The following is a 22,979-nucleotide window of genomic DNA, read 5'->3' on the forward strand; positions in this document are numbered from 1 at the left end:
CCGCTAACCCCGCCGGGAATAAATGGCCTCGCTGCGCACTGCCGCGGCCGAAAAGGTGTGGCACTATCTAGACATGACCTTTAAATCTGGTGCCGATTTCGATGGCCAGCGCGCAACCTCCGGCGGTGGCGGTGGCCTCGCCATAGGCGGCGGCATTGGTTCCGTCGTGCTTGTAGGGCTCTACCTCTTATTGGGCGGAAACCCCTCAGATATTGGCGCCCTCCTGGGCAATGAGCAGTCCCAATCCGGCACCCACTCCGGTGCCGATGGTTCCGCCTTTGATCACTGCCAAACGGCAGAAGACGGCAATAAATACGATGACTGCCGGGTCATGTTTACCGCCATGAGCGTGGATAATGTCTGGACCGCCGAGCTACCCGAGCAAGCCGGCATCGAATACACCAACCCTGGCCGGGTGATTTTTAATGGCTCTACTAATTCCGGCTGCGGCACTGCGTCTTCAGCCACGGGGCCGTTTTATCGGCGTATTTTGACACCACGTTTTTCGATTCACTGAGCAACTACGGCGCGCACAATGCCCCATTCGCGCAGATGTACATCGTCGCCCACGAGTTTGGTCACCATATTCAGCAGCTCGAGGGCACGCTGCAGCTTTCTGACTATAACGACCCCGGCGCGGATTCCAATGCGGTAAAGATCGAGCTCCAAGCAGATTGCTACGCCGGTATTTGGGCTTCCCACGCGGATAAGGGCGAGGATGCGCTGCTGGAGCCGATTTCTCAGCAGCAGGTCGCTGACGCTGTCACCGCGGCGCAGGCTGTGGGTGACGATAATATTCAGCGCCGTTCCACCGGGCAGGTCCAACCCGATGCGTGGACGCACGGCTCCTCCGAGCAACGCCAGCGGGCATTCCTTGCTGGTTATAATTCCGGCCGGATGGCTGAGTGCGACACCTTGGGGCGCGGGGTCTATAGCTAACTCCCGGCCCTTCTTTACCCCGCTGGGAATAATCTCCCCCTTCCTTGTTGTTGACATGTCACGTACAATGATTACAGGTACGCAGCAAGGGTAGAAAGGGATACCATGCAATTTGGCATTTTCACGGTCGGAGACGTCACCACCGATCCAACGACGGGCGAAACCCCATCAGAGGCGGAGCGAATCCGCAATATTACGGAAATCGCGCTCAAGGCGGAAGAGATAGGGCTCGATGTCTTCGCCACCGGCGAGCACCACAATCCGCCCTTCGTTCCGTCTTCTCCGACGACCCACCTAGCCTATATCGCAGCGCAGACTAAGCGCCTGCAGCTTTCTACCTCCACGACGCTGATTACCACCAATGACCCGGTAAAGATCGCCGAAGATTACGCCTTTTTGCAACACCTCTCCGGCGGCCGCGTGGACTTGATGATGGGGCGCGGCAATACCGGCCCTGTCTACCCGTGGTTTGGCAAAGATATCCGCCAAGGCATCCCCTTGGCCGTGGAAAATTACCACTTGCTGCGCCGCCTGTGGCGCGAAAATAGCGTCAACTGGGAGGGCAAATTCCGCACTCCGTTGCAGTCGTTTACCTCTACCCCGGCTCCCCTTGATGGCGTCCCGCCGTTTGTATGGCACGGCTCCATTCGCTCTACGCAGATTGCAGAACAAGCCGCCTATTACGGCGACGGGTTCTTCCACAATAATATTTTCTGGAATCAAGAACACACGGCCAAGATGGTCAACATGTACCGGCGCCGCTTCGCCTCCTATGGCCACGGCCAGGCCGACCAAGCCATCGTGGGGCTCGGCGGCCAGGTATTCATTGGCGATACTGAAGAGGAAGCAAAGAAGTTCTTCCGCCCGTACTTCGATAACGCCCCCGTGTACGGGCACGGACCGAGCCTGGAGGAATTTACTGACTACACCCCGCTGACCGTGGGCACTGCGGAGCAGGTTATTGAGCGCACCCTGAAATTTGCGGACTACGTGGGCGATTACCAACGCCAGCTCTTCCTCATCGATCACGCCGGGCTGCCGCAAGAAGTAGTACTCAAGCAGATAGAAATTCTTGGCACACAAGTAGTACCGGAGCTTCGCCGGCGCTTTGAGCAGCGACGACCGGACCATGTACCCTCGGATCCGCCAACGCATGCCACGCTCAAGCAGCACCCAGATTCCCCGCACTTTCGTGTAAGCCCTGGAAAGGAGGACTAAGCAATGCGCTCTTTGGTTGTCCTCACGGCCGGGCTATCGGAGCCATCATCTACCCGGCAGTTAGCTGAGACTATTGCAGAAGCCACCGAGGCGAAGATTTCCGCGCGCGGAGAGGGCGTAAACACCCACATCATTGAGGTGCGCACCCTTGCTTCTGAATTGGCCACAGCCATGACCAATTGGGCGGCTCCAACGCCCCAACTGGATGAAGCAAAAGAGCTGCTGTCTACGGCTGATGGCTTTATTGCCGTCACGCCCGCATTCCAAGGAAGCTACTCCGGGCTGTTCAAGATGTTTTTTGACGTCCTGGATGCCCACGCCTTGGAGGAACTGCCCACCATCGTTGCCGCTACGGGCGGTTCACCGCGCCACGCGCTCATCTTGGACTATGCGCTGCGCCCCCTGTTGAATTACCTGCACGCCCACGTCGTTCCTACCGGCATTTTCCAGGCAACCGAGGATCTGGGCACCGCCGAGGGCGCGCGCATTCGCAGCCGTATCGAGCGCGCCGCAACGCAACTTGCGGATCAGATGATCCGCCCCACGGATCGGGTCGCCGGGCTTGCCGATGCCCCCAGACCCAGCCCCCATTCCCGCCCTACCGGAATCGGAGTGGACGAAGAGTTTCTGCCTTTCGAGGAAATTTTGTCCCAATACGACGGAAAGCACTAGCGCCGCAATACCTATCGCATATTCTAAAATTGATACATGTCACATATTTCTCTACGCTTGAATTTTAGAATGTTCGACCCGAATCCCCGCGCCTGAGAAAATCTCTTTTTCACGCTCTTGGACTGATAACTCTCTTGCTACGAAGAAAGGTTTCTTAAGGCTTTCACCATGACTATTAGCGTTACTGACATTTTCGCCATCGGCATTGGCCCATCCTCCTCTCACACGGTTGGGCCGATGCGCGCCGCGAAGCAATTTCTAGAATCCCTCAATACCCATCCCGCCCGCGTCTCGGCGGAGCTGCGCGGTTCGCTGTCCGCCACTGGGCGCGGCCACGCCTCCGACCGCGCCGTCATCCTAGGACTCGCCGGCTGGGAGCCGCTGACCGTTCCCATCGATGCCGAGCCGCAAGCCGGCGGCACAATCCCCAGCGAAGGCACCATCTCTGGCCCGTCTGGCACCGTCGACTACGAAATCACCTTTGATAACGAGCCACTACCCCAGCACCCCAATGGCATGATCTTTAAGGCCTGGGACGCAGAGGGCAATATCCTGGCTGAAGACGAACAGTACTTCTCCGTCGGCGGTGGCTTCATCCTCTCCCGCAAAGAATTAGACGCGGAGATGGCCGATAGCCACGAAGTACCCGCCGGCGTTGCCGCGGCAACCGTCGAAGATACCGTGCCCTATGAATTCACCACCGGCGAAGAACTACTCAATCTGTGCGAGGCCAATGACAAAGATATTTGGGAAATCGTCCTTGCCAATGAGGAAGTGCTTCACAAAGAGGACGGCGGCGCGGATTATGTCCTGCGCCACTTGGATCTTGTATGGGACATCATGCGCGAATGCGTGACCGATGGCATTTCCACCAAGGGCTTGCTGCCGGGTGGCCTCCGCGTGCCGCGGCGCGCCCCCAAGATGTATGCGCAGCTGCTCGAGCAGAAGAATGACCCACACTCTGGCTTTTCCGCCATGGAATGGGTCAACCTCTTCGCCTTAGCGGTCAACGAGCAAAACGCTGCGGGCGGCCGCGTTATTACCGCGCCCACCAACGGCGCCTGCGGCATCATCCCCGCAGTGCTGCACTATGCGCGCGACTTCCACGGTGGCTTCTGCCGCGAATCCGCACGCCGTTACCTGCTCACCGCCGGCGCAATCGGCATGATCATCAAGCAGAACGCCTCCATTTCCGGCGCCGAGGTCGGCTGCCAGGGCGAAGTCGGCTCCGCCTCATCCATGTCCGCTGCAGGAATGGCAGCACTCCTCGGCGCTACGCCTGCCCAGGTAGAAAATGCCGCAGAGATCGCCCTTGAGCACAATCTCGGCCTTACCTGTGACCCGGTAGGCGGCCTGGTGCAGATCCCTTGTATCGAGCGCAATGCCATCGGCGCAGTGAAATCCATTAACGCCGCTCGCATGGCAATGATGGGCGAAGGCACCCACCACGTCACCCTCGATAACGCAGTACAAACCATGGCAGATACAGGCCGCGATATGCTCTCCAAGTACAAGGAGACCTCCCTCGGCGGCTTGGCCAAGACGATGGGCTTTAGCGTCTCCCAGGTGGAGTGCTAAGAAGGGTCGAAAACACACAAAAAGGGCACCAAATTTCTTCGGTGCCCTTTTTCTTTAAGCCTACTCTTAGCCTTCTAGATCCTGCCCCAGAGTGGCAACCAGCTGCGATAACTCAACATCGCGCTGCTCGTGTGCGGCCAAGTCCTTCACGGCAACGGTACCGTTTTCTAGTTCTTGTTCTCCCAAGACCAGAGCAAATCGCGCACCTGCGCGGTCGGCGCCCTTCATCGCACCCTTGAGGCCGCGATCGCCAAAGGACATATCCGCGGCGATTCCTGCCTTGCGCAGGTCATTGATGATGCCAGTCATGCGGCGCTTGGCCGCTGTACCCAAGGCAATTCCATAGACGTCCACGCGGGAATCACTGCCTTCCAGAGTGATTCCCTCCGCTTCTAGGGCGAGGATGGCGCGGTCAACGCCGAGGCCATAGCCGATGCCCGAGAGATCTTGCCCGCCAAGCTGCGCCATCAGGCCGTCGTAGCGGCCGCCGCCGCCAATACCGGATTGCGCACCCAGGCCATCGTGGACGAATTCAAAGCAAGTCTTGGTGTAGTAGTCCAAGCCGCGCACCATACGGGGGTTGATTTCGTATGCAACGCCCATATCCTCCAGCATGCCGGTGACGGTCTCAAAGTGCTCGCGGCACTCGGCATCGAGGTAGTCGAGCATCAAGGGGGCATCGGCAAGCTGCTCCTGCATTTCCGGGCGCTTATCGTCCAAGACGCGCAAAGGGTTGATTTCCGCGCGGCGGCGGGTTTCTTCATCTAGGTCCAGCTTGAACAAGAATTCCTGCAGCTTTTCGCGGTAGGCGGGCCGGCAATTCCGGTCGCCCAAGCTGGTCAATTCCAAGCGGAAACCGCTAAGACCCAAGGCCCTGTAGGAGCGATCCGCCAAGGCGATGACCTCAGCATCCAATGCTGGATCGTCGACGCCAATGGCTTCCACGCCAACCTGCTGAAGCTGGCGGTAGCGCCCTGCCTGCGGGCGCTCATAGCGGAAGAACGGCCCGCTGTAGTTTAGCTTCACTGGCAGCTGACCGCGATCCAAATTGTGTTGAATGACCGAGCGCATAACGCCCGCCGTTCCCTCTGGGCGCAAGGTCACAGAGCGATCACCGCGATCTGCAAAGGTGTACATCTCCTTGGAGACCACGTCGGTAGATTCGCCCACGCCGCGGGCAAAGAGCGCGGTATCTTCAAAAATGGGCAATTCAATGTGCTGAAAGCCGGAAAGATGCGCCTGTTCCACCATGGTCTGGCGGACCTTATAAAAAGTCGCAGACTCTGGTGGGTAATAATCTGGCACACCCTTCGGTGCGGACAGTGCCTGGAACCGCTTCTCTTCACTCATGGTCACTAGACTACCCCATGGGATTTTCGCAGGAATGGGTTGGTCGCCCTCTCCTGACGCATGGTTGAGGTTGGGCCGTGGCCGGGAAGAATGTCCAGCTCATCGTCTAAATCCCACACCGGCCCCGCCAATGAATCCAGCATGGCCTGTGGATTAGAATCCGGAAGATCAACGCGCCCCATTCCCCCGGCAAAAAGTACGTCACCGGTAAGGGCAAAAGTATCCGAAATGATCAATACACACCCCGGCGAATGGCCAGGGGCGTGCTGGAGGGTGAATGTATGCCCGATTAGCTCTAGTTCTTCCCCACCGTGGAGTTCGCGGAGATCGGCAATGGGTACCATGCTCGAGGCTTGGAATAGCTCCTGTGCCTGGGCGGAGACACCCTCCCCAGAATCCAACATGAACTTATCTGCAGGATGAATATAAACGGGGATATCGAGCTTCTGCGCCAAATCCCCGGCCTCGCGGGTGTGGTCAATGTGGCCGTGCGTGAGCACGATAGCTTCATAGTCATAGTCGTGCGATATAACCTGCGACATGGAATCCATGCCCGGATCCACGATGAAGGCGCGCTTTCCCTCCGCCGCGATATAGGTATTCGTGCGAAATGGGCCCGCAGTAAATCCTTTAATGTCCATGGCTCAAGTCTAACGAGGCTCGCACCCATCGCGCCTCCCTGATCGCATCGGCACTCTGGATTCTAGTACGAAGCAAGCATGTAAAAAGCACCCAGCCTTCGCGCCCACAGCCACGGAGGGTTGTGGGAAAGGCTGGGTGCTGGATTTAATGAGCCTGCCGGCTTAAAGCTTTACTGCAAGGCGGCAAGAGCCTTGTCGTAGTCCGGCTCAGTGGTTACCTCTGGCACCAACTCGTTGTAGATGACCTTGTGGTCAGCGTCGGTGACTACAACGGAGCGTGCCAATAGGCCCTTGAGTGGGGAGCCTTGCAAGGTCACGCCGAACTTCTCGCCAAAATCGGAGCGGAAATCGGACGCGGTGTCCACGTTTTCAATGCCCTCTGCGGCGCAGAAACGATCCAGCGCGAAGGGTAGGTCGCGGGAGACGGACAAGACAACGGTATTGTCTAGGCCCGCAGCCTTTTCATTAAAGGTGCGCAGCTGCTGCTGGCACACGCCCGTATCGATGGAAGGGAAAATCGAGATAACGAGGCGCTTGCCCTCGAAATCCTTATTGGTGACCTCAGAAAGGTCGGTGCCAACGAGGGTGAACTCTGGGATGGGCTCCCCTACTGCGGGAAGTTCACCAGCGGTTTGGGTAGGTTCGTCAGAAAATTTAACTTCAGCCATGGCCCCGAGCGTACTGATACTTTTGCTTCCCCGCTATAGCTCACCGCTTATTGCTGATGCCAATCCCCGAGCCAAGTCAGCCCCACGTCCGCAAAGCCGCTAAAATCGTCCTAGTTGAGACACGTCACCGATAATCGCTAGAAAGGTTGTCCCACGGTGCCAGATAATAAAAAGCGCGGAGAAGACGCGCTGCACAAGCTCGACCGCGAGCTAAAGTCCCGTGACCGCAAACAAAAGACTCGTCCTTTTGGTGTCGCCTTAGCCTCGCTCGTCGTCATCCTCGGCATCGCGGGAGGAATTTACTTCCTCTCCACCCGCGATGGCTCTGAGGGCGACATCCAGGCGGAAGATACCTCGGAAGCTCAGACCACGCAGGAAACCCCCAAGGCAGAGCCCTTGAGCGGCAAGCGCGCGGAAGCCCTGCCGGCAACCGTTCAGTGCGAGTATGAGGACAATGGGCAGGATGGCCACGGTGCCAAGAAGCCCGACGGCAAGGATATTTCCACCGAGGGCACTGTCACCGTATCCTTCGATACCACCCAGGGCCCGATCGAGATGGACCTAGACCGCGCCACCGCGCCTTGCACCACCCACGCCATTTCGGAACTGGCTGACTCCGGCTTCTACGATGACACCGTCTGCCACCGCATGACCTCTGGTGGCTTGAATGTGCTCCAATGCGGCGATCCCACCGGTTCCGGTTCCGGCGGCCCAGGCTTCAGCTTTGCTGATGAATACCCCACCGATGAAACTGATGACGAGGACGCACAAAACCCCGTTGTCTACCCCCGCGGCTCCGTTGCTATGGCCAATAGCGGTCCGGATACCAACGGCTCCCAGTTCTTCCTTAACTACGATGACTCGGAGTTACCTCCTAACTACACCTACTTCGGCACCATCACCGAAGATGGCTTAAAGACCCTAGACAAGATTGCCAAGGCCGGCGTAGACACCGGTAATCAAGGTGACAATCCAGGCGGCCAGAAGGATGGCAAGCCTGCAGAAGAGGTAAAGATCAAAAAGGCTACGGTAAAGGCCTAGTCTGCGGCATCGGCGCTTGCCGATGCCTCCCTCCATTCCCTCTACCTTTTCCTCACCCCAGCGCAACGCACGAACTAAATCGTGGCGTGGCGCAGGGGCATTTTCATATGCGCTTCATTGTGTTTATCGCCTTCTACCTGCACTCAACTTCAGGAACCTTTTCCTTCCTGTTCACACCATCTGCATGAATCACCCCTTTCAAACACCCCCATTCCTTATTGACAATCTTTTTTATTAAAATTTGCTTGGGTAGTTCAGACAGCTACACAGCCGTCTAATATCTAAAAAATTTGAACACCACAAGCTTGACAGGAACCACAATGAAGCTTTTCTCCCGCAAGGCCTTACTCGCCGGCGCAACCGCCCTATCCGTTACTCTCGCTGGCACCATGGCCGCCGCCGCAGAGGAGGTAGATACCGTCGCTCAGGTCTCTTCTACTGCCTCCACCGGTACTCCTGACCAGGAGGTTGATTCGGACGCAAATAAGGAAAACGACGCCAAGAGTACGAAAGCCTTGTCTTCAAAGGACGCGAATCCTGAATCCGTCAAGGCTTGGATTGAAGTCCTAACTGCTGCTGTCGGTGCTCTGGGTACGCTCTTCGCATTCGCTAATAAATACATCAACATTGATGACTTACTAAAGAACTTCAAACTCCCTTTCTAGGCATTAACGCGCATTGAAGGCGATTAACCGCCGTGCTCTTATTTATCTGCGCGGCGGTTGTACGGCAAGTAGTTCTTAAGTTCTCACCCCCCTCTATCAATTCTTTAAGACTCTTTTGCCTGATTGATATACCCAGAACCAACAAGGTCTTTAAAGATGTTCGGGTCTATCTCCTGACCATTCTTGATGACAGATATGTGCCCGGTGGGCTCTAAAACCATGATCTGAACGTCTTCCATACGGGCTAAACCAGCCTTTCGCACCGCGGAATACACGTCAGAGCGAGTGATGTGCGAAACGGTGAGGTTATCGTCAATCATCTCGCCCTGAAAGACGATGAGAACGGGGCGGCGATCCAAAAACCGCGTCCACTTCACCACCTTGCGGATGGTACCGAACGCCGCTTCCAGGGCCATCAGCGTTGTCAGCCCAATAACACCCGCCGCTAATGTGGGCGGAACGCCGATGATCACACGCCCGGCAACGGCACCGAACATAATAATGATGATCGCGTCAGAGGCCGTCATGGAGGTCAATACGCGGGAACCAAAAATTTTTACCAAGACCATAAAGGCAAGATAGATGCCTAATGTTGACAACATAACCACGGGAACTCGATGAAGCTCGATCCCTAGTTGAAAAGTAGCCTCGCGTAAAAACCGTTCAAAGATATCCACGGCTTTTGAGGTTACTAGGATGCAACACACAGCACAGAAAAATAAGCGCTTTTCCTCCTTGTAAGCGAGGAAAAGCGCTTTACGTGTATCCGCGGGATTGGATTCTTAATTAAATGTGAAAGGTCTTGCGCAGGTCATCAAAGAACGCCCGCAGTGGTGCAGGCAGCAACTGGGGGTTCAATCCAATAATGGCGATTCCTGCCGCTAGTACCGCCACAATGGCAAGGGCTGCACCACCAAAGGAGGAACCTTGCGGTACCTTCGGGGCACCATCGGCGTCACCCAATTCCACGGGCAGGATTGCTTGCGTGCCAGCATCGGTGGTGATTTCTAGGTTCTGGGAGCCAGTCAGGCCTTCTGGAACGGTCAGCGTGACCTGCGCACGTCCGCGCTCGCCAAATTGGTCATCGCCTTCCTGCTTGGAGTTGTCAATATCGGCAGATACTTCCTCATCCCCCAACTTCACCGTAACGGTCTTAGCCATTGGCTCGCCCTCACTGGTGTAGTTCAAGCTGGACAGATCGACGGTTATTTCTTTGCCTGGGGCAATATCGCCATCGATGTGGGCGCCGATTTGACCCTGTCCCTTGCGGACCTGAGATTCGCCGGACGCGATGTAATCGATCATGGCTTGGGCGTCCATGTATCCCACATCGTTTTTGTCCTTGATGGAGCCTGCCTCGAAGTAGCCATCGCCACCCTTTTCGCTGCCGCTGGAAGCGAGGAAGGAAGAAAGCGCGATGGAGTAGTCCTTATTCGGGTCGAGGGGCTCGCCATTAACGGTCACGGCCTTGACGCGCTCACCGTGGGACGCCTTTTGGTCGTAGACCACCTGGACATTATTGGACAGCCCCATGGCAAGAAGCGGCCTACTACCCTCCTGCCACTGATTTTCCAGTGCGGTGATGAAGTCCTTGCCGGAGACCTTCGCGGTAATAACGGAGTTACCAAACGGCTGGACCTCAGAGATGTCTTTGTACGTGACATCGCCACCCTGCAAATCGGCGCGCACGCCGCCGGCATTCATCACGCCGAGGTCGATGTCCTCGCCTACCTGCTTGCTCAAGGCATAACGCTGCCCTTCCGCGATGAAGTTATTCAGGGTGGACTCGACACCGCGGTTGGAGCCTGGCTTTTGCCCCTCATCGGAGCCGCGGAACAAGTCGGTTTCGACTGTGCCAGCGCTCTTCGAGCCTTCTACCTCGGCCTCATCCTCTGCCTTCTTAACGATGCCCCCAATCTCCGCATCCGGCTCTACCTGCGCCGCAGCAGTCGCGTCGTACTGCTTGAGATCAATGCTTTTCACCTTGCCCGCGGCCTTGTCGAAGGTAATATCGGCATCGTTAAGCAGCTTGCCGTACTCGTAGCCTTGCGCCCACTGCAGTGGCAGCGCGCCGTCGCGTTCAACCGTGCCCTGGGTGGTCTGGTGGGTATCGCCACCAAAGAGGATATCGACGTCCTTATTAAAGCCCTTTGCGTATTCCTCTGCATCTTCGTGGAAGAGGGAGACCACGACATCTGCCTCGCCGCTTTCCTTCAAGCGGGTTGCTTCCTTATTCGTTGCCTCAACGGGATCGGTAAAGGTAACGCCCGGAATCTTTGCCGCAGATACCTTGAACTTGGTGTTTTGGGTGACGGTGCCGACGTAGCCGACCTTCACGCCGTCGATTTCTTCCACATGAGAGGCATCCAAGAGCGGCTTGCCGTCTTTTAATACATTGGCGCCGAGGATGGGATAGTCAGAAGCGGGCTGGATACGATCAGTTAGGTCCTCGGTGCCCTTGTCGAATTCGTGGTTGCCCACCGCGGTGACCTTCATCCCCATGGCATTGAGCGCTTCCAGGGTGTATTTGTCATCCGAGATGGCCGAGACGAATGCAGAACCGCCCACGTTATCGCCCGAAGAGGTGAGGTTGAACTCCTGGCCTTCGTTGACCTGCTTGATAAGCGATTGCAGGCGAGCCACACCAATCTCATCGCCCGCCTTAGCAGGCTCGCTCAGGCCATCTTCCAGGTGACCGTGCAAGTCGGTGATATTGGTAACCGAGATGGTAGTCGTGTTCTCTTGCGCTAGGGCGTGTGTGCCGGAGAGCGCGACGGCGGTGACAGTGGTGGCGGCCACCAACTGGTCGATGCGGCGGAACTGCATAATTACTCCTGTGTGGTAGAAGGCATTCAGACAATATATACCGCTTTCTTAACCAACTCGCAGGAAGCACCCCAGCCGTGAACTGGTCTTTTACCTCTCCTCCGCCCAGAATTCACACAATCGTCATGTGTCCGTAGCCCGCGCGTTGCTCTACCAAGCAACCGCGAAGGGAGGTAGCCAGGCTATCAAGCGGTCACGCGGTCACGCGGTAGACGTCAAAGACGCCCTCGGTATTGCGCAGCGTCGTCATCAAGGAACCCAGCTGTTTGGTATCCGAGACAGAGAAGGTAAAACGCATCGTGGCAATTTGGTCCTCGCCGCGGTTCGAATTCATCGTCAACACATTAATGTTCTGGTCACTTAGTACCCGCGTTAGCTCAGACAGCAAGCCCTGACGGTCCAATGCCTCAAGTTGCAGCGTGGCGGAAAAGGCGCCGGTAGAAGAGGTACCTGAGGACCATTCGACCTTCAACATACGTTCCGGTTCGGATTTGAGCTTTTCCGCGTTGGCGCAGTCCGCACGGTGCACGGAGACTCCCCCGCCGCGGGTGACGAAGCCGAAAATAGCGTCCCCGGGCACCGGCTGGCAGCACTTCGCGAGCTTGGCCATGACATCGGGGCTTCCCTCCACCAAGATGCCCGTGCCGGAGGCGGAGTCCTTGGTATGCTGCACGCGAGAATGCTCGAGCTCCGACAGCGGGGTTCGAGAAGCCAGCGCATCCACGGCATCATCGCGGTCGCCGAACATAGCGACCAATTGGTTGGCCACGTGTTGTGCGGAGACGTGTCCTGCGCCGATGGCAGTGTACAGGGCATCGACATCAGAATAGTGCAACTGTTCTGCCACCTGCTTCATGGAGCTGGCGGTAAACAGGCGGTGCATCGGCAAGCCGCCGCGCTGCACCTCAGTAGCCAAGGCATCGCGCCCGGCTTCAAGATGCTCCTCACGCCTTTCCTTGGCAAACCACTGGCGGACCTTTGCCTTCGCCCGCGGGGAGACCAAGAATTCCTGCCAATCGCGCGATGGACCGGCATTGGGATCCTTGGAGGTAAAGATTTCTACCTTGTCGCCGGATTTCAGTGGCGATTCTAGCGCCACCAATTTACCGTTAACCTTGGCACCAATGCAGCGGTGGCCAACCTCCGTATGCACGGCGTAGGCGAAATCGACCGGAGTAGAGCCCGCCGGCAGATCCACCACATCGCCCTTCGGGGTAAAGGCGAAGATCTGGCGCGCCGTCAGGTCATAGCGCAGGGAATCAAGGAATTCATTGGGGTCTGCCGCTTCCTTCTGCCAGTCCAGCAGCTGACGCATCCAAGCCATCTGGTCCACCTCTTCTTGGTGCCCAGAATTCTTTCCCTTTGTTTCCTTATAGCGCCAGTGCGCAGCGACGCCGAATTCGGCGTTGTAGTGCATCTCGTGCGTGCGGACCTGCACCTCAAGGGTTGCTCCGCCATCCGCGAGCACTGTGGTGTGCAAAGACTGGTAGACGCCGAAGCGCGGGGAGGAAATATAGTCCTTAAAACGCCCAGGCAGGGCCTGGTAGATGGAGTGCACAACACCAATGGCGGCGTAACAGCTATTGATATCATCCACCAATACGCGGATGCCCACCAAGTCGAAGATCTCCGCAAACTCGCGGCCGCGCACGACCATCTTTTGATAGATAGACCAGTAATGCTTCGGCCGGCCCATTACTTCGGCCTCGATGCCATTTTCCTTTAAGGCGGCGCCCACTTGGTTGATGATTTCCTTCAGGGCGCGATCGCGCGAGGGCGCGCGCTCTGCCACCATGCGCACGATTTCGTCGTACTTTTTGGGATAGAGGATGGCAAAAGACAGATCCTCTAGTTCCCATTTCACGCTCGCCATGCCCAGCCGGTGAGCCAAGGGGGCAATAACCTCGAGCGTTTGGCGCGCCTTTTTGGCCTGCTTTTCCGGCGGCAAGAAGCGCATGGTGCGCATATTGTGCAGCCGGTCGCTGACCTTAATGACGAGGACGCGCGGATCGTTGGCCATGGCGACGATCATCTTACGGATGGTCTCGGCCTCCGCCGCAGCACCCAAGGCCACCTTGTCCAGCTTGGTCACGCCATCAACGAGCCGGGCCACTTCGGTCCCGAAGTCTCGGGTCAGATCCTCCAGCGTGTAATCGGTATCCTCCACCGTATCGTGCAAGAGCGCTGCAACGATGGTGGTGGTATCCATACCAATTTCCGCGGCAATCGTGGCTACGGCAAGGGGGTGCGTAATATACGGCTCACCCGACTTGCGGAATACCCCCTCGTGCAACCTTTCTGCGGTGTTATAGGCAGCATTGAGTAGTTCCGCATCCGCCTTGGGGTGGAATTTCCGGTGAATGGACATGAGGGGATCGAGCACCGGGTTAATCTTGACCCGACCACCGGTCAGTGACCGGGCAAGCCGGGCAGACATGCTCCGCATCCCGTTATTAGCCTGGCGTTTTGCTGACTTATCCGTGGCCATCTCTACCGCCCTTCACAATGCCGCAGCCTATATTGCTGACTGCAGAGTCTTTCCAGATCGTGTGATCTAGCTTAGACACACCATCTTAGTCAGCGTCATCGAGCACAATGAGCGGCGGGCCCGATAAGCGTTCACGGCCGTTAAGCCCCTTAACTTCGAGCACCACGACGTTGCCCGCTACCTCGGCGCCCGCAGACTCAAGAAGCAGCTTGGCGCCGTGGAGGGTGCCGCCGGTAGCCAAGACATCATCGACAAGCACCACGCGCTTGCCCTTCACATCGACGCCACTGGCTGGAATCTCCAGCGCGGCCGAGCCATATTCCAGCTCGTATTCCTCGGTATATACCGGCGGCGGAAGCTTGCCCTGTTTACGAATGGCCAAAATGCCCAGACCCAACTTGTACGCCACGGCAGAGCCCAGCAGGAACCCGCGGGCATCTAAGCCACCAATGAGATCCGCTCCCAGCTCCTCACACGCGGCCGCGAGTCCGTCAACAACGGCTTGAAATGCCTCAGGATCGGCTAATACCGGTGTGAGGTCTTCAAAAAGAATTCCTTTTTCCGGAAAATCCTGCACAAGGCGCACTTTATCGCGTAAAGCTTGTGCTGCTGATTCATAGTGAGAAGTCATCATCTTCCTTGAAACTAAATAGCGAGAATTAATTTAAGAGTGGATAAGGCCTAGGCTTTTTCCACAGATTCTTGTGCCGATACGCGCCACCGGTCCATATTCCAGCCGATGCCCGAGATGCCAGTGTACGGCAGGACACCCTCCACGTCGCGGTGAACAATGAACACACGCGGCTGTGCGGCGACTGGAATAGAGGGAACGCTGTCCCAGAGCCGTTCTTCCTGCTCTTTGAGCTGCACCGAATTTTTGATGCTGGAGTCAGCGGCGGAGTACTCGGTCAGCGGATCGACCGCTCCCAAGAAGGCGTCGATGGTTGGCTCCCCCGTTTCTGGATCAGGGTTGAGATAAAACTGCGATAAGTGTTCATCCGCAGCATCCTCGATGGTAATGCCCGCCGGTTCACAGGAGGCGCGCAGCGCTTCGACCATCGCCTGATAGCGCTTATCTGGGCCAACGTAGCCCACCTTGATGGTGGTCCCGTTCAACTGGCCAGCCGCAGTCATGTCCGTTCCCTCGTGATCCTTCGCCACCGATCCTAGTGTTTGGGCTACCGGATCCTCGACAGAGACGGTGCGCAGATAAGCCGGTGGAACATCGACACCAGATACTTCGGAGCTCTTTTGCGCCATAGCTGCTTGGTCCACGCAGGCAGCGAATGCCTTCCTAGCGGAAGGTTCTGCAAAAATCCCAACCTGCGATAGCGTCAGCGTGTCGGTTTGCAGGCCCACCTCGGTGGTCGTCTCAAACTCGGTTTTCTCTGCGCCCGCGGGGTCCTCCCCATTGGAGTTGCCTTCTTTATTCGAGTCAGATCCGTTTTTGGATTCGGGGGCTTCGTTGCCTTCCTCGGATTCTGCGTCCTTGCCCCCGTTCCCTGAGAGCCAGTCAGGCGCTGCAGTGGCGGAATCTGCCACCTTGAGAACGCCCTTATCCGCGAGTTCCTGTGCGTCGGCAGTACTCGGCCAAACGACGAGGCGATCCAAGGCAGGTTTGTCACCGCGATACTGCTCATTGGCTTTTAAGAAAATCTCGCCAGAATGGCCAACCTTATCCGCGGTAAATGGGCCGTAAGACACCTGCAACTCGGGGTCAAAGTCATCCTTGGCGGTGGAAAAACCGTAGCGCCACAAATCCGCTACCGGCTGCAGCGTCGCCATGTCTTCCGCGTGCAAGGCCGCATTGAGTTCTTCTACGGTCAAATCCGCCTTCTGCGCAAGCGCGTGTGCAGGCATGACGGTGCCAGGACCAAACATTTGGCGCCACCGATGTCCCTGGTCTTTCTGGAAAGTCAGCGTAAAGGCCTTGCTGTGCGGTGCGCACTCGATATCCGCGATGTCATTCATCAGCGGCATATGCGAGGCAAATTCAACTGGGTGCGTGCCAGCCTTATAGGCAAGCAGGTAATCATCGCAGGTAACGGGGGTGCCATCGGAGAACGTGGCGTCATCGGCTAGCGTCAAACGCACGCTTTCCTGATCGCTATCTCCTGCGGGCGGAAGCTCCTCGGTCTCTACTAAATCCGCATTGGGAATAAGCTGTCCAGAGGGCCCCGGCACAAAAAGGCCGGGATAAAGGCGCGTCGAAAGCTGTGCCGCTGAAGTGGTGCTGCCAAAGGCGGTACCGGCATTCGTCGTTGCCAGCTGGGAGTTGACCATATATCCGGTGTAGTTATAGGACTCCGGATCGCTGGGCGCGGATTGGTCACCGCTATCGGATTCGCCACTGCTGCACGAGGCCGCTGCCAACGCAAGGGCGGAAAGCCCTGCCGCAACTACTGTGATTTTGGGACGGCGACCCCACCACCGTGTGGTGCCTAATCTGCGTTCCACGGTACGCACAACCCCTTTTCTCCTAAAAAGACCAAGCCTTACTCTGCCTGATTATGCCGTGTTTAAGGTCGTTTAGCGCCCCGGGCGCCACGTAGCACCGGTATGGCCGGAGGCGCTGCTGCCGTGATCAGATTGCTCTTCTACTACTTCCTTGTGCGTCTTGGCCCCGACATCGGAAGGCGTGACCACCTTGCGCTTTGCAGAACCCGCCTCCGCTGGTTCACCATCCTCAGACTTACCCGCGCGGTAATCCAGCACACGTTGCGTGTGCTGTTTGACGCGCTTGGTCCAATTAGCAAACGTCACCACCAGCGGGGTGGCTAAGAAAATCGAGGAGAAAATACCCTCGATAACGCCGATGAGCTGGATCAGGGCCAAATCGCGCAGCGTACCGATGCCCATAAGCCATACGGCGATGACGAACAACGCGATAATAGGCAGCGCGGAAATGATGGAGGTGGAAATGGAACGCATGACCGTCTGGTTAATCGCCAGGTTAGCCAGTTCCCCGTAGGTCTTAGAACGTTGGCCTTCCAGCCCTGCAGTGTTCTCATTGACCTTGTCGAAGACGATGACGGAGTCATAGATGGAGAAGGTCAAGACGGTGAGCAAACCGATAATGACGGCGGGAGAAACTTCAAAGCCAAAGAGAGCGTAGATACCGGCGATGACGATGCCATCAATAATTAGCGCCAAAATGGCGGCAAAAGCCATAATCTTTTGCAGGCGCACCGCCACATAGATTGTCGCTGCAACGAGGAATACGATCATGGCGAGGATCATGCGCTGCGTAATCGAGGAACCCCACGATTCGGACACCGTGGAAGAACCAATGGCGTCCGGGGTGGCCTCCCCGTTTTCATCCTTTGGCTGGAATTCCTCATAAATGGCGGACCGGGCGCTGTCTACTTCCTCCTGACTCAAGCGCTCACAGGTGACTTCAAGCGTCTCAGCATCACCGGCACCAACGATGCGCACTTGCTCCGGTTCAACGCCAGTGGAGTCCTCAAAGACGGTAGCTACCTCATCTTCTTTCAAGTCCCCAGCGGGCATGGACAAGGTGGTGCCACCCTCAAAGTCGAGGGAGAGCGTAAATCCACGAATCAAGATGGCGACGATGGCACCGACGAGGAGCGCGGCGGTAATCCCGTACCACCGTTTGGTGTGGCCAATGAAGTCATAGCCACGCTCGTCTTCATAAAGGCGATCTAAACGCGAAATCTTATTTTTAGTCGATACGGCCATGATTATTTCTCCTCATCTTCCGCAGCTGCTGAGGGCGAAGAACTCTCAGACGAATCGGCGCCAACGGATGCCGAATTTTCAGTAGAGCGCTCCCGCTGCGCGGAAGCGGCAGAACGGGAATCTCCGTAATAGCCGCGTTCTCGCCGCTCTTCAATTAGCGCATAAATTCCGCCCAAACCGTTCATCGATGGCTTGGCGGCCGCTGGGCGGCGGCCGATGATCTGCATCACCGGCGCCATAACCAAGAAGGAGACGACCAAGTCGAAGATCGTGGTCAGACCCAAGGTAAACGCGAAGCCCTTCACCTCACCGATGGCGAGGAAGTAGACGATGACAGAACCAATCAACGTCACCGCGTTACCGGTCACGATGGTACTGCGCGAGCGCTCCCAGGCCTTCCGCGTAGCGGACCTAAAGGTTCTACCTTCTAAGAGCTCGTCCTTAATGCGCTCGTAGTAGACCACGAACGAGTCCGCGGTCGCACCGACACCAATGACCAAACCTGCGATACCGGAAAGGTCGAGTGAGTAACCAATCCAACGCCCCAGCAACACAATGGCGCCGTAGGTTAGCAGGCCGGAGCCAAGCAAGAAGATGACGGACACACCACTGAGCGCTCGGAAGTAGTACAGCGAGTAAAGGATGACCAAAATCAAGCCTGCCAAGCCAGCCCACAGGCCAGCTTCTAGCGCAGCCTTACCCAGTGTCGGAGGAATGGACTCCACCGTGCCACCGGGCTCGCCGTTTTCGCCGGCAAAGGACAGCGGCAAGGCACCGTAGCGCAGGTTATTGGCCAGGTTATTGGCTTCTTCTTGGCTAAAATCACCGTTAATGGAGGTAGCGGAACCGTACGGGGTAGCACCCTGGATGACCGGCGCCGAAATAACACCCGAGTCAAGGGTGATGGCAATCTGATCGTTCAGGTGGTCCCGCGTGAGGTCAGCCCAAGTCTGGGAACCGTTCGGGCCATCGCCAGTCTTAAAGGAGAAGCTGATCTCCATCTGACCAGACTGCGGGTTGAGGCCACCGTTGATCGGGGAATTGGTATCAATCTCATTACCCGTCAAACGGGTACCGTCTTCATCCTTAACGCCATTGAGCAACGGAGCTGGCTCCAACACATAGGGAGTGCCGCTGTCATAGTCACAGGTAACAAAAGGCTTGGACGGATCATCCGCACCAGCCAGTGGGTCAGAGGAGCCCTGACAAGTAAGGAGCGAAGAGGCCGCTGCTTGCGTTGTCGGATCGTCCGATTGGCGGTCCTTTAACAACATCTCGGTGATTTCATCGCGGCGCTCGGTCTGCTCGATGGAGTTAGAAGGCTCGTCCAGAGGCTTCGCGGAAACCTTCGGAGCCTTGACGTCCTTCGGTTCCTTACCCTCAGCCTGCGCTTGTTGTTGGGCGACGGCCTTGGTGACGTCTTCCATTTTCTTGTTGGCCTCGTCCTTCTCTAGGACGCCATATTTGACCCAGCGGTTAGCCATGTCCTCTAGCTCTTTGTCGAGCTTTTCCATATCCGGCGCGGAGGGTTGCGCCACTGGACGGAAGTAAAGCTGTGAGGTCTGCCCCACTGCCTGGGCCTGCGAGGCATCCTCGCCCGGCACGGTGATGACGAGGGTATTGCCGTTAATGACGACCTCGGAACCTGACACACCCATGCCATTGACGCGCTGTTCCAAAATATTGCGCGCCTGCCGTAGCTGGTCCTGGGTGGGGTCTTCACCTTGTGGGGCCAAGGTAACGCGGGTGCCGCCCTGCAGGTCGATGCCTAGCTTTGGGGTGGCTTGGCGGTTTCCGGTGAAAAAGACCAGCGCATAGATAACGACCACGATAAGCCCAAAAAGCGCAAGGGCGCGTTTGGGCCATTGGCGGTTGCTATTTTTCATAGCGCCTCGAGATGATGCGGACAACGATATTCTCCTGTGCACTGCAAACCAGGGTGATTAAACATTAAATACGGCCCGCCCGATTCGGCGCGGGCACGTTAACAACGCACAATCGTACGTCATGGAATAACATTTTCCTTAACGGGGTCCGCGATTCAGCGAAAATGTGTCAGGTTCTACGTTTCTCTTAAGCCAATTGCAGGCTCATAGAACACTAGCCGTGTGCACAAGGTACGCCCGCGCCTGCCTTCGTTGAGAGCACGGGCGATAACGAGGAATTAGCGGTCGGAGGACTGCTCGCCTTCCCCACCATTGAGTCCCTCATCATTATTGTTCTCGCCGTTGTCTCGCTGCGGCTCTCCAGCTTTGTCTGCACTACCGCGGTTAAGTTTCTGGGCTTCGCTTTCGGTGCGAACAACCGCCATCTTGTCAAAGGTAAGGGTAACTCCCGGGGAAACCTCGAGGTCCACACTGGTATCGGTGGTTCCGCGCACCACACCGTGGACACCGCCGGCGGTCACGATGCGGTCCCCATTCTGCAGGGAATTTTGCAGCGATTGCATGTCGTTTTGGCGCTGGCGTTGCTTACGCATCGCCATAAAGGAAGGAATGATGAACAAAATGACAATGATTATGAGAAAGATGATTTCCATAACTTTCCAGTATGCCAGACTGTTTGGTTCACAAAAACCATCGGCTAGTTCCATCCCATGGACCCCACCAGCGAGGTGCACATGGGCCCTTAAAACAGCCCAATTGCCCCATCCGGAGGCGTCAGGCCCAGGTGCTGCCATGCGGCTGCGGTGGCTACCCTGCCCCGCCCAGTGCGCGAAATCATGCCGGCGCGAACCAAGTATGGCTCACACACCTCCTCCACGGTGGAGGGTTCCTCGCCAACGGCGATGGCCAAGGTATTAACACCCACCGGCCCGCCGCCGTGGCCATTGATCAGGGCACTGAGGACGGCGCGGTCCAGCCGGTCCAGCCCCATTTCATCAACATCGAATACCTCCAACGCCCCCTGCGCGGCGGAAAGATCGATGCGCCCGGTTCCATTGACCTCCGCATAGTCGCGCACGCGGCGAAGCAGGCGGTTGGCAATGCGCGGAGTGCCGCGCGAACGCGAGCCGATCTCAACGGCGGCATCATCGTCGATGGCGACGTCCAAGATATGTGCCGCACGCTTGATCACATGGGTGAGATCCTCGGTGCTGTAGTACTCCATTTGGGCGGTAAAGCCGAAGCGATCCCGCAGCGGTCCCGTCAACATTCCTGCTCGCGTTGTAGCCCCGACCAAGGTAAACGGCGGGATCTCCAACGGGATCGAGGTAGCACCCGGCCCTTTTCCCACAATCACATCGATGCGGAAATCTTCCATGGCCATATAGAGCATCTCTTCGGCGGGCCGGGCGATGCGGTGGATCTCATCGATGAAAAGCACGTCGCCTTCCATGAGGTTCGAAAGCATCGCCGCGAGGTCTCCCGCTCGTTCCAGCGCTGGGCCCGAGGTCATGCGCAGCGACGTCCCAAGTTCCTGCGAAATGATCATGGCCATCGTAGTCTTACCCAGGCCGGGCGGCCCCGATAACAGGACATGGTCCGGGGTGACCCCGCGGTTCTTAGCGCCCGTAAGCACGAGGGAAAGCTGCTCCCTGACCTTTGGCTGCCCAATAAATTCCGTTAGGGATTTCGGGCGCAGGGAGCGCTCGATATCGTGTTCTTCGGCGTGAGCGGTGGCTTCCACATCACTATTGTGCTGTGAATCGTGCGCCTCATTCATTCCCTCCGGGAGGTTGAACTCGGTGCGCTCAATATCGGACATGCTGTAGCCTTCGTGTCTTCTTGACGTCGTGTTCTTTTAGCCCTGCTTACCCAACTGGGCTAGGGCCGCGCGCAGCAAGGTTGACGTATCCGCCGCAGGGGCTTCGGCATATGCCGCCTCCACCACGGGGCGGGCCGCCTTCTCAGTAAATCCTAGGCCCAGGAGGGCTTCGGTGACACTATCGACAACTGGGCCACCGCCGCTTGCTGCCGCCGGCGCCGCATCAGCCGTTGGAGCTCCAGCAAAGCGCTTTACCTTATCTTTTAGCTCCAGGGTAAGGCGTTGGGCCATCCGCTTGCCGACGCCCGGAATAGACTGCAGCGCCTTCACATCCTCCCCGCCAATGGCTGCGGCAAGCTCTTCTGCGCCCATGACGGACAACGCAGCTAGGGCGAGTTTGGGCCCCAAGCCGGACACGGATTGCAGCACCTGAAACATCTCGCGGTCGTCATCGCTGGTAAAGCCGTATAGGGTTAACGCATCTTCCTTGACCACCAAGGTAGTAAGCACAAAGGCGGTTTCTCCGCGGCGCAGGGTTCCCAACGTCTTTGCGGTAGCCAAGAACTTATAGCCCACCCCGCCGCATTCAATAACGCCGTGGTCTAAACCAATGTGGAGGACTTCTCCCCGCAATGCCGCAATCATTTTCTACCGTACCTTCCTACCTGTGTGCGCTTTCAACATGACCTAATAATGAACAAACTTAACCTGTGGGGTGTGGCGAGCTAAGGCTGAACACCCTTCCCCCGCCCGCGGACACCACTGGTCTTTGCGCCAAGCCCTAAACCAGTACTATCCATCCTGACGATCGCTGGCGCCCGCCAGCAATGGCAGACAGCCAGCGCCAATGCGTCCGCTGCGTCCGCCGGCTTGGGCGGCTCCGTAAGCCCCAAGATACGAGTAATCATCGTCGTCATTTGTTTCTTATCTGCGCGCCCATTGCCAGAAATGGCCTTTTTTACTTCGGACGGTGTGTACATATACACCGGAATATCCCGCTCGGCAGCCGCGAGCACGAGGACTCCTACGACGTGCGCAGTCTGCATGACGGTCGAGACCTGGCCGCGTTCGAAGACGCGCTCTATAGCAACCACGTCGGGCGAATAATCGTCCATCCATTCCTTGGCCGCAACGGACAGCCGCAGGAGCCGCTCGGTCAAATCTTTATCACTCGGGGTCCGCACCACGCCAACGGAGACAGGAAGAATTGCGCGCCCGCGGCCAGCTTGAACTACGGACAGGCCACAGCGAGTTAGCCCAGGGTCGATGCCCATCACGCGCATGCCTTCGATATTCACACCCGCCCACTCCCTGTTCCGCGGCCTCGTCGTTCCTAGTCTTAATTCCCCATTATGTCTTACACACACATGTTCTACAACACGGCGCAACTTTTAGGCTGTCCCAATAAAAACACAACAACGCTCGGCACCGGAATCTCCGCATGCGCGAAGAGCCGCCACCGAGCTAGTGCCTCCAATATGTG

At 57.2% G+C, this 22,979-nt stretch carries 19 protein-coding genes and 1 pseudogene; 6 read left to right on the top strand and 14 right to left on the bottom strand.

The features are described 5' to 3' along the window. The first annotated feature begins 73 nt into the window (after positions 1-73). The 4 genes and pseudogenes from ypfJ to ABRP93_RS07340 all read left to right on the top strand — a co-directional run bounded on the left by ypfJ (position 74) and on the right by ABRP93_RS07340 (position 4,407). A pseudogene (gene ypfJ / locus ABRP93_RS07325) lies at positions 74-939 on the top strand (KPN_02809 family neutral zinc metallopeptidase). Positions 940-1,044: 105 nt separating this feature from the next. Further along, positions 1,045-2,157, top strand: a complete 1,113-nt coding sequence (locus tag ABRP93_RS07330) for an LLM class flavin-dependent oxidoreductase (RefSeq protein ID WP_349887486.1) — start codon at positions 1,045-1,047, stop codon at positions 2,155-2,157. 3 nt (positions 2,158-2,160) lie between these two features. Then, positions 2,161-2,829 (top strand): FMN reductase, encoded by a 669-nt coding sequence (locus tag ABRP93_RS07335; RefSeq protein WP_349887488.1) that lies wholly within the window; start codon positions 2,161-2,163, stop codon positions 2,827-2,829. A 168-nt stretch (positions 2,830-2,997) separates the two neighbouring features. Then, the gene (locus tag ABRP93_RS07340; protein WP_349887489.1) at positions 2,998-4,407 is read left to right on the top strand and encodes an L-serine ammonia-lyase; all 1,410 of its coding nucleotides are present in this window, start codon (positions 2,998-3,000) and stop codon (positions 4,405-4,407) included. A 66-nt stretch (positions 4,408-4,473) separates the two neighbouring features. Here the strand turns inward: ABRP93_RS07340 and hisS are convergent, their stop codons facing one another. The 3 genes from hisS to tpx form a co-directional block, all read right to left on the bottom strand. Continuing rightward, positions 4,474-5,757 (bottom strand): histidine--tRNA ligase, encoded by a 1,284-nt coding sequence (gene hisS, locus ABRP93_RS07345; protein ID WP_349887490.1) that lies wholly within the window; start codon positions 5,755-5,757, stop codon positions 4,474-4,476. 5 nt (positions 5,758-5,762) lie between these two features. Beyond that, entirely contained in the window at positions 5,763-6,398 is a 636-nt protein-coding gene (locus ABRP93_RS07350) for an MBL fold metallo-hydrolase (protein WP_349887491.1), read from the bottom strand. Positions 6,399-6,568: 170 nt separating this feature from the next. Further along, positions 6,569-7,066 carry a thiol peroxidase gene (gene tpx, locus ABRP93_RS07355; RefSeq protein WP_023022567.1) on the bottom strand — a complete coding sequence of 166 codons (498 nt, stop codon included), beginning with the start codon at positions 7,064-7,066 and terminating at the stop codon, positions 6,569-6,571. Positions 7,067-7,222: 156 nt separating this feature from the next. Here tpx and ABRP93_RS07360 point away from each other — a divergent pair, with 156 nt between their 5' ends. Both ABRP93_RS07360 and ABRP93_RS07365 read left to right on the top strand, forming a co-directional pair. Continuing rightward, a complete protein-coding gene (locus ABRP93_RS07360) occupies positions 7,223-8,107 on the top strand; it encodes a peptidylprolyl isomerase (RefSeq protein ID WP_023022569.1) in 885 nt (294 codons plus the stop codon). 320 nt (positions 8,108-8,427) lie between these two features. Next, on the top strand, positions 8,428-8,772 hold the full coding sequence (locus ABRP93_RS07365) for a hypothetical protein (protein ID WP_349887493.1): 345 nt from the start codon (positions 8,428-8,430) through the stop codon (positions 8,770-8,772). A 104-nt stretch (positions 8,773-8,876) separates the two neighbouring features. On the opposite strand, the gene ABRP93_RS07370 is transcribed toward ABRP93_RS07365, so the two are convergent. The 11 genes from ABRP93_RS07370 to ruvC form a co-directional block, all read right to left on the bottom strand. Continuing rightward, positions 8,877-9,449, bottom strand: a complete 573-nt coding sequence (locus ABRP93_RS07370) for a DUF421 domain-containing protein (protein ID WP_502879653.1) — start codon at positions 9,447-9,449, stop codon at positions 8,877-8,879. A gap of 109 nt (positions 9,450-9,558) precedes the next feature. Further along, positions 9,559-11,598, bottom strand: coding sequence for a bifunctional metallophosphatase/5'-nucleotidase (locus tag ABRP93_RS07375; RefSeq protein WP_349887494.1), 2,040 nt, complete (start codon positions 11,596-11,598; stop codon positions 9,559-9,561). Positions 11,599-11,791: 193 nt separating this feature from the next. Further along, a complete protein-coding gene (locus ABRP93_RS07380; protein ID WP_349887495.1) occupies positions 11,792-14,086 on the bottom strand; it encodes a RelA/SpoT family protein in 2,295 nt (764 codons plus the stop codon). Positions 14,087-14,171: 85 nt separating this feature from the next. Then, positions 14,172-14,717, bottom strand: a complete 546-nt coding sequence (locus ABRP93_RS07385) for an adenine phosphoribosyltransferase (protein WP_349853790.1) — start codon at positions 14,715-14,717, stop codon at positions 14,172-14,174. A gap of 50 nt (positions 14,718-14,767) precedes the next feature. Continuing rightward, positions 14,768-16,543, bottom strand: coding sequence for an ABC transporter substrate-binding protein (locus ABRP93_RS07390; protein WP_349887497.1), 1,776 nt, complete (start codon positions 16,541-16,543; stop codon positions 14,768-14,770). A gap of 72 nt (positions 16,544-16,615) precedes the next feature. Further along, positions 16,616-17,788 carry a protein translocase subunit SecF gene (gene secF / locus ABRP93_RS07395; protein ID WP_349887498.1) on the bottom strand — a complete coding sequence of 391 codons (1,173 nt, stop codon included), beginning with the start codon at positions 17,786-17,788 and terminating at the stop codon, positions 16,616-16,618. A 2-nt stretch (positions 17,789-17,790) separates the two neighbouring features. Beyond that, entirely contained in the window at positions 17,791-19,674 is a 1,884-nt protein-coding gene (gene secD, locus ABRP93_RS07400) for a protein translocase subunit SecD (protein WP_349864234.1), read from the bottom strand. A 278-nt stretch (positions 19,675-19,952) separates the two neighbouring features. Beyond that, positions 19,953-20,327, bottom strand: coding sequence for a preprotein translocase subunit YajC (gene yajC / locus ABRP93_RS07405; RefSeq protein ID WP_023022588.1), 375 nt, complete (start codon positions 20,325-20,327; stop codon positions 19,953-19,955). Between the two features lie 89 nt (positions 20,328-20,416). Then, positions 20,417-21,496: a Holliday junction branch migration DNA helicase RuvB gene (gene ruvB, locus ABRP93_RS07410; RefSeq protein WP_023022590.1), complete on the bottom strand. Its 1,080-nt coding sequence runs from the start codon at positions 21,494-21,496 to the stop codon at positions 20,417-20,419. 36 nt (positions 21,497-21,532) lie between these two features. Beyond that, the gene (ruvA, locus tag ABRP93_RS07415) at positions 21,533-22,141 is read right to left on the bottom strand and encodes a Holliday junction branch migration protein RuvA (protein ID WP_349853782.1); all 609 of its coding nucleotides are present in this window, start codon (positions 22,139-22,141) and stop codon (positions 21,533-21,535) included. A gap of 80 nt (positions 22,142-22,221) precedes the next feature. Further along, complete coding sequence (gene ruvC / locus ABRP93_RS07420) at positions 22,222-22,794, bottom strand: crossover junction endodeoxyribonuclease RuvC (protein WP_005283305.1); 573 nt, start codon at positions 22,792-22,794, stop codon at positions 22,222-22,224. Positions 22,795-22,979: the final 185 nt, after the last annotated feature.

The organism is Corynebacterium sp. KPL2850, from assembly GCF_040225855.1.
Taxonomy (GTDB): Bacteria; Actinomycetota; Actinomycetes; order Mycobacteriales; family Mycobacteriaceae; genus Corynebacterium.

What these genes read in the sequence shown, in the direction of transcription:
- secF (WP_349887498.1), bottom strand. Translation starts at nt 17,788, where the DNA reads ATGGCCGTATCGACTAAAAATAAGATTTCGCGTTTAGATCGCCTTTAT.
- ruvA (WP_349853782.1), bottom strand. Translation starts at nt 22,141, where the DNA reads ATGATTGCGGCATTGCGGGGAGAAGTCCTCCACATTGGTTTAGACCAC.
- ABRP93_RS07365 (WP_349887493.1), top strand. Translation starts at nt 8,428, where the DNA reads ATGAAGCTTTTCTCCCGCAAGGCCTTACTCGCCGGCGCAACCGCCCTA.
- ABRP93_RS07340 (WP_349887489.1), top strand. Translation starts at nt 2,998, where the DNA reads ATGACTATTAGCGTTACTGACATTTTCGCCATCGGCATTGGCCCATCC.
- yajC (WP_023022588.1), bottom strand. Translation starts at nt 20,327, where the DNA reads ATGGAAATCATCTTTCTCATAATCATTGTCATTTTGTTCATCATTCCT.
- ruvB (WP_023022590.1), bottom strand. Translation starts at nt 21,496, where the DNA reads ATGTCCGATATTGAGCGCACCGAGTTCAACCTCCCGGAGGGAATGAAT.
- ABRP93_RS07335 (WP_349887488.1), top strand. Translation starts at nt 2,161, where the DNA reads ATGCGCTCTTTGGTTGTCCTCACGGCCGGGCTATCGGAGCCATCATCT.
- ABRP93_RS07375 (WP_349887494.1), bottom strand. Translation starts at nt 11,598, where the DNA reads ATGCAGTTCCGCCGCATCGACCAGTTGGTGGCCGCCACCACTGTCACC.
- ABRP93_RS07385 (WP_349853790.1), bottom strand. Translation starts at nt 14,717, where the DNA reads ATGACTTCTCACTATGAATCAGCAGCACAAGCTTTACGCGATAAAGTG.
- ABRP93_RS07380 (WP_349887495.1), bottom strand. Translation starts at nt 14,086, where the DNA reads ATGGCCACGGATAAGTCAGCAAAACGCCAGGCTAATAACGGGATGCGG.
- hisS (WP_349887490.1), bottom strand. Translation starts at nt 5,757, where the DNA reads ATGAGTGAAGAGAAGCGGTTCCAGGCACTGTCCGCACCGAAGGGTGTG.
- ABRP93_RS07330 (WP_349887486.1), top strand. Translation starts at nt 1,045, where the DNA reads ATGCAATTTGGCATTTTCACGGTCGGAGACGTCACCACCGATCCAACG.
- secD (WP_349864234.1), bottom strand. Translation starts at nt 19,674, where the DNA reads ATGAAAAATAGCAACCGCCAATGGCCCAAACGCGCCCTTGCGCTTTTT.
- ABRP93_RS07350 (WP_349887491.1), bottom strand. Translation starts at nt 6,398, where the DNA reads ATGGACATTAAAGGATTTACTGCGGGCCCATTTCGCACGAATACCTAT.
- tpx (WP_023022567.1), bottom strand. Translation starts at nt 7,066, where the DNA reads ATGGCTGAAGTTAAATTTTCTGACGAACCTACCCAAACCGCTGGTGAA.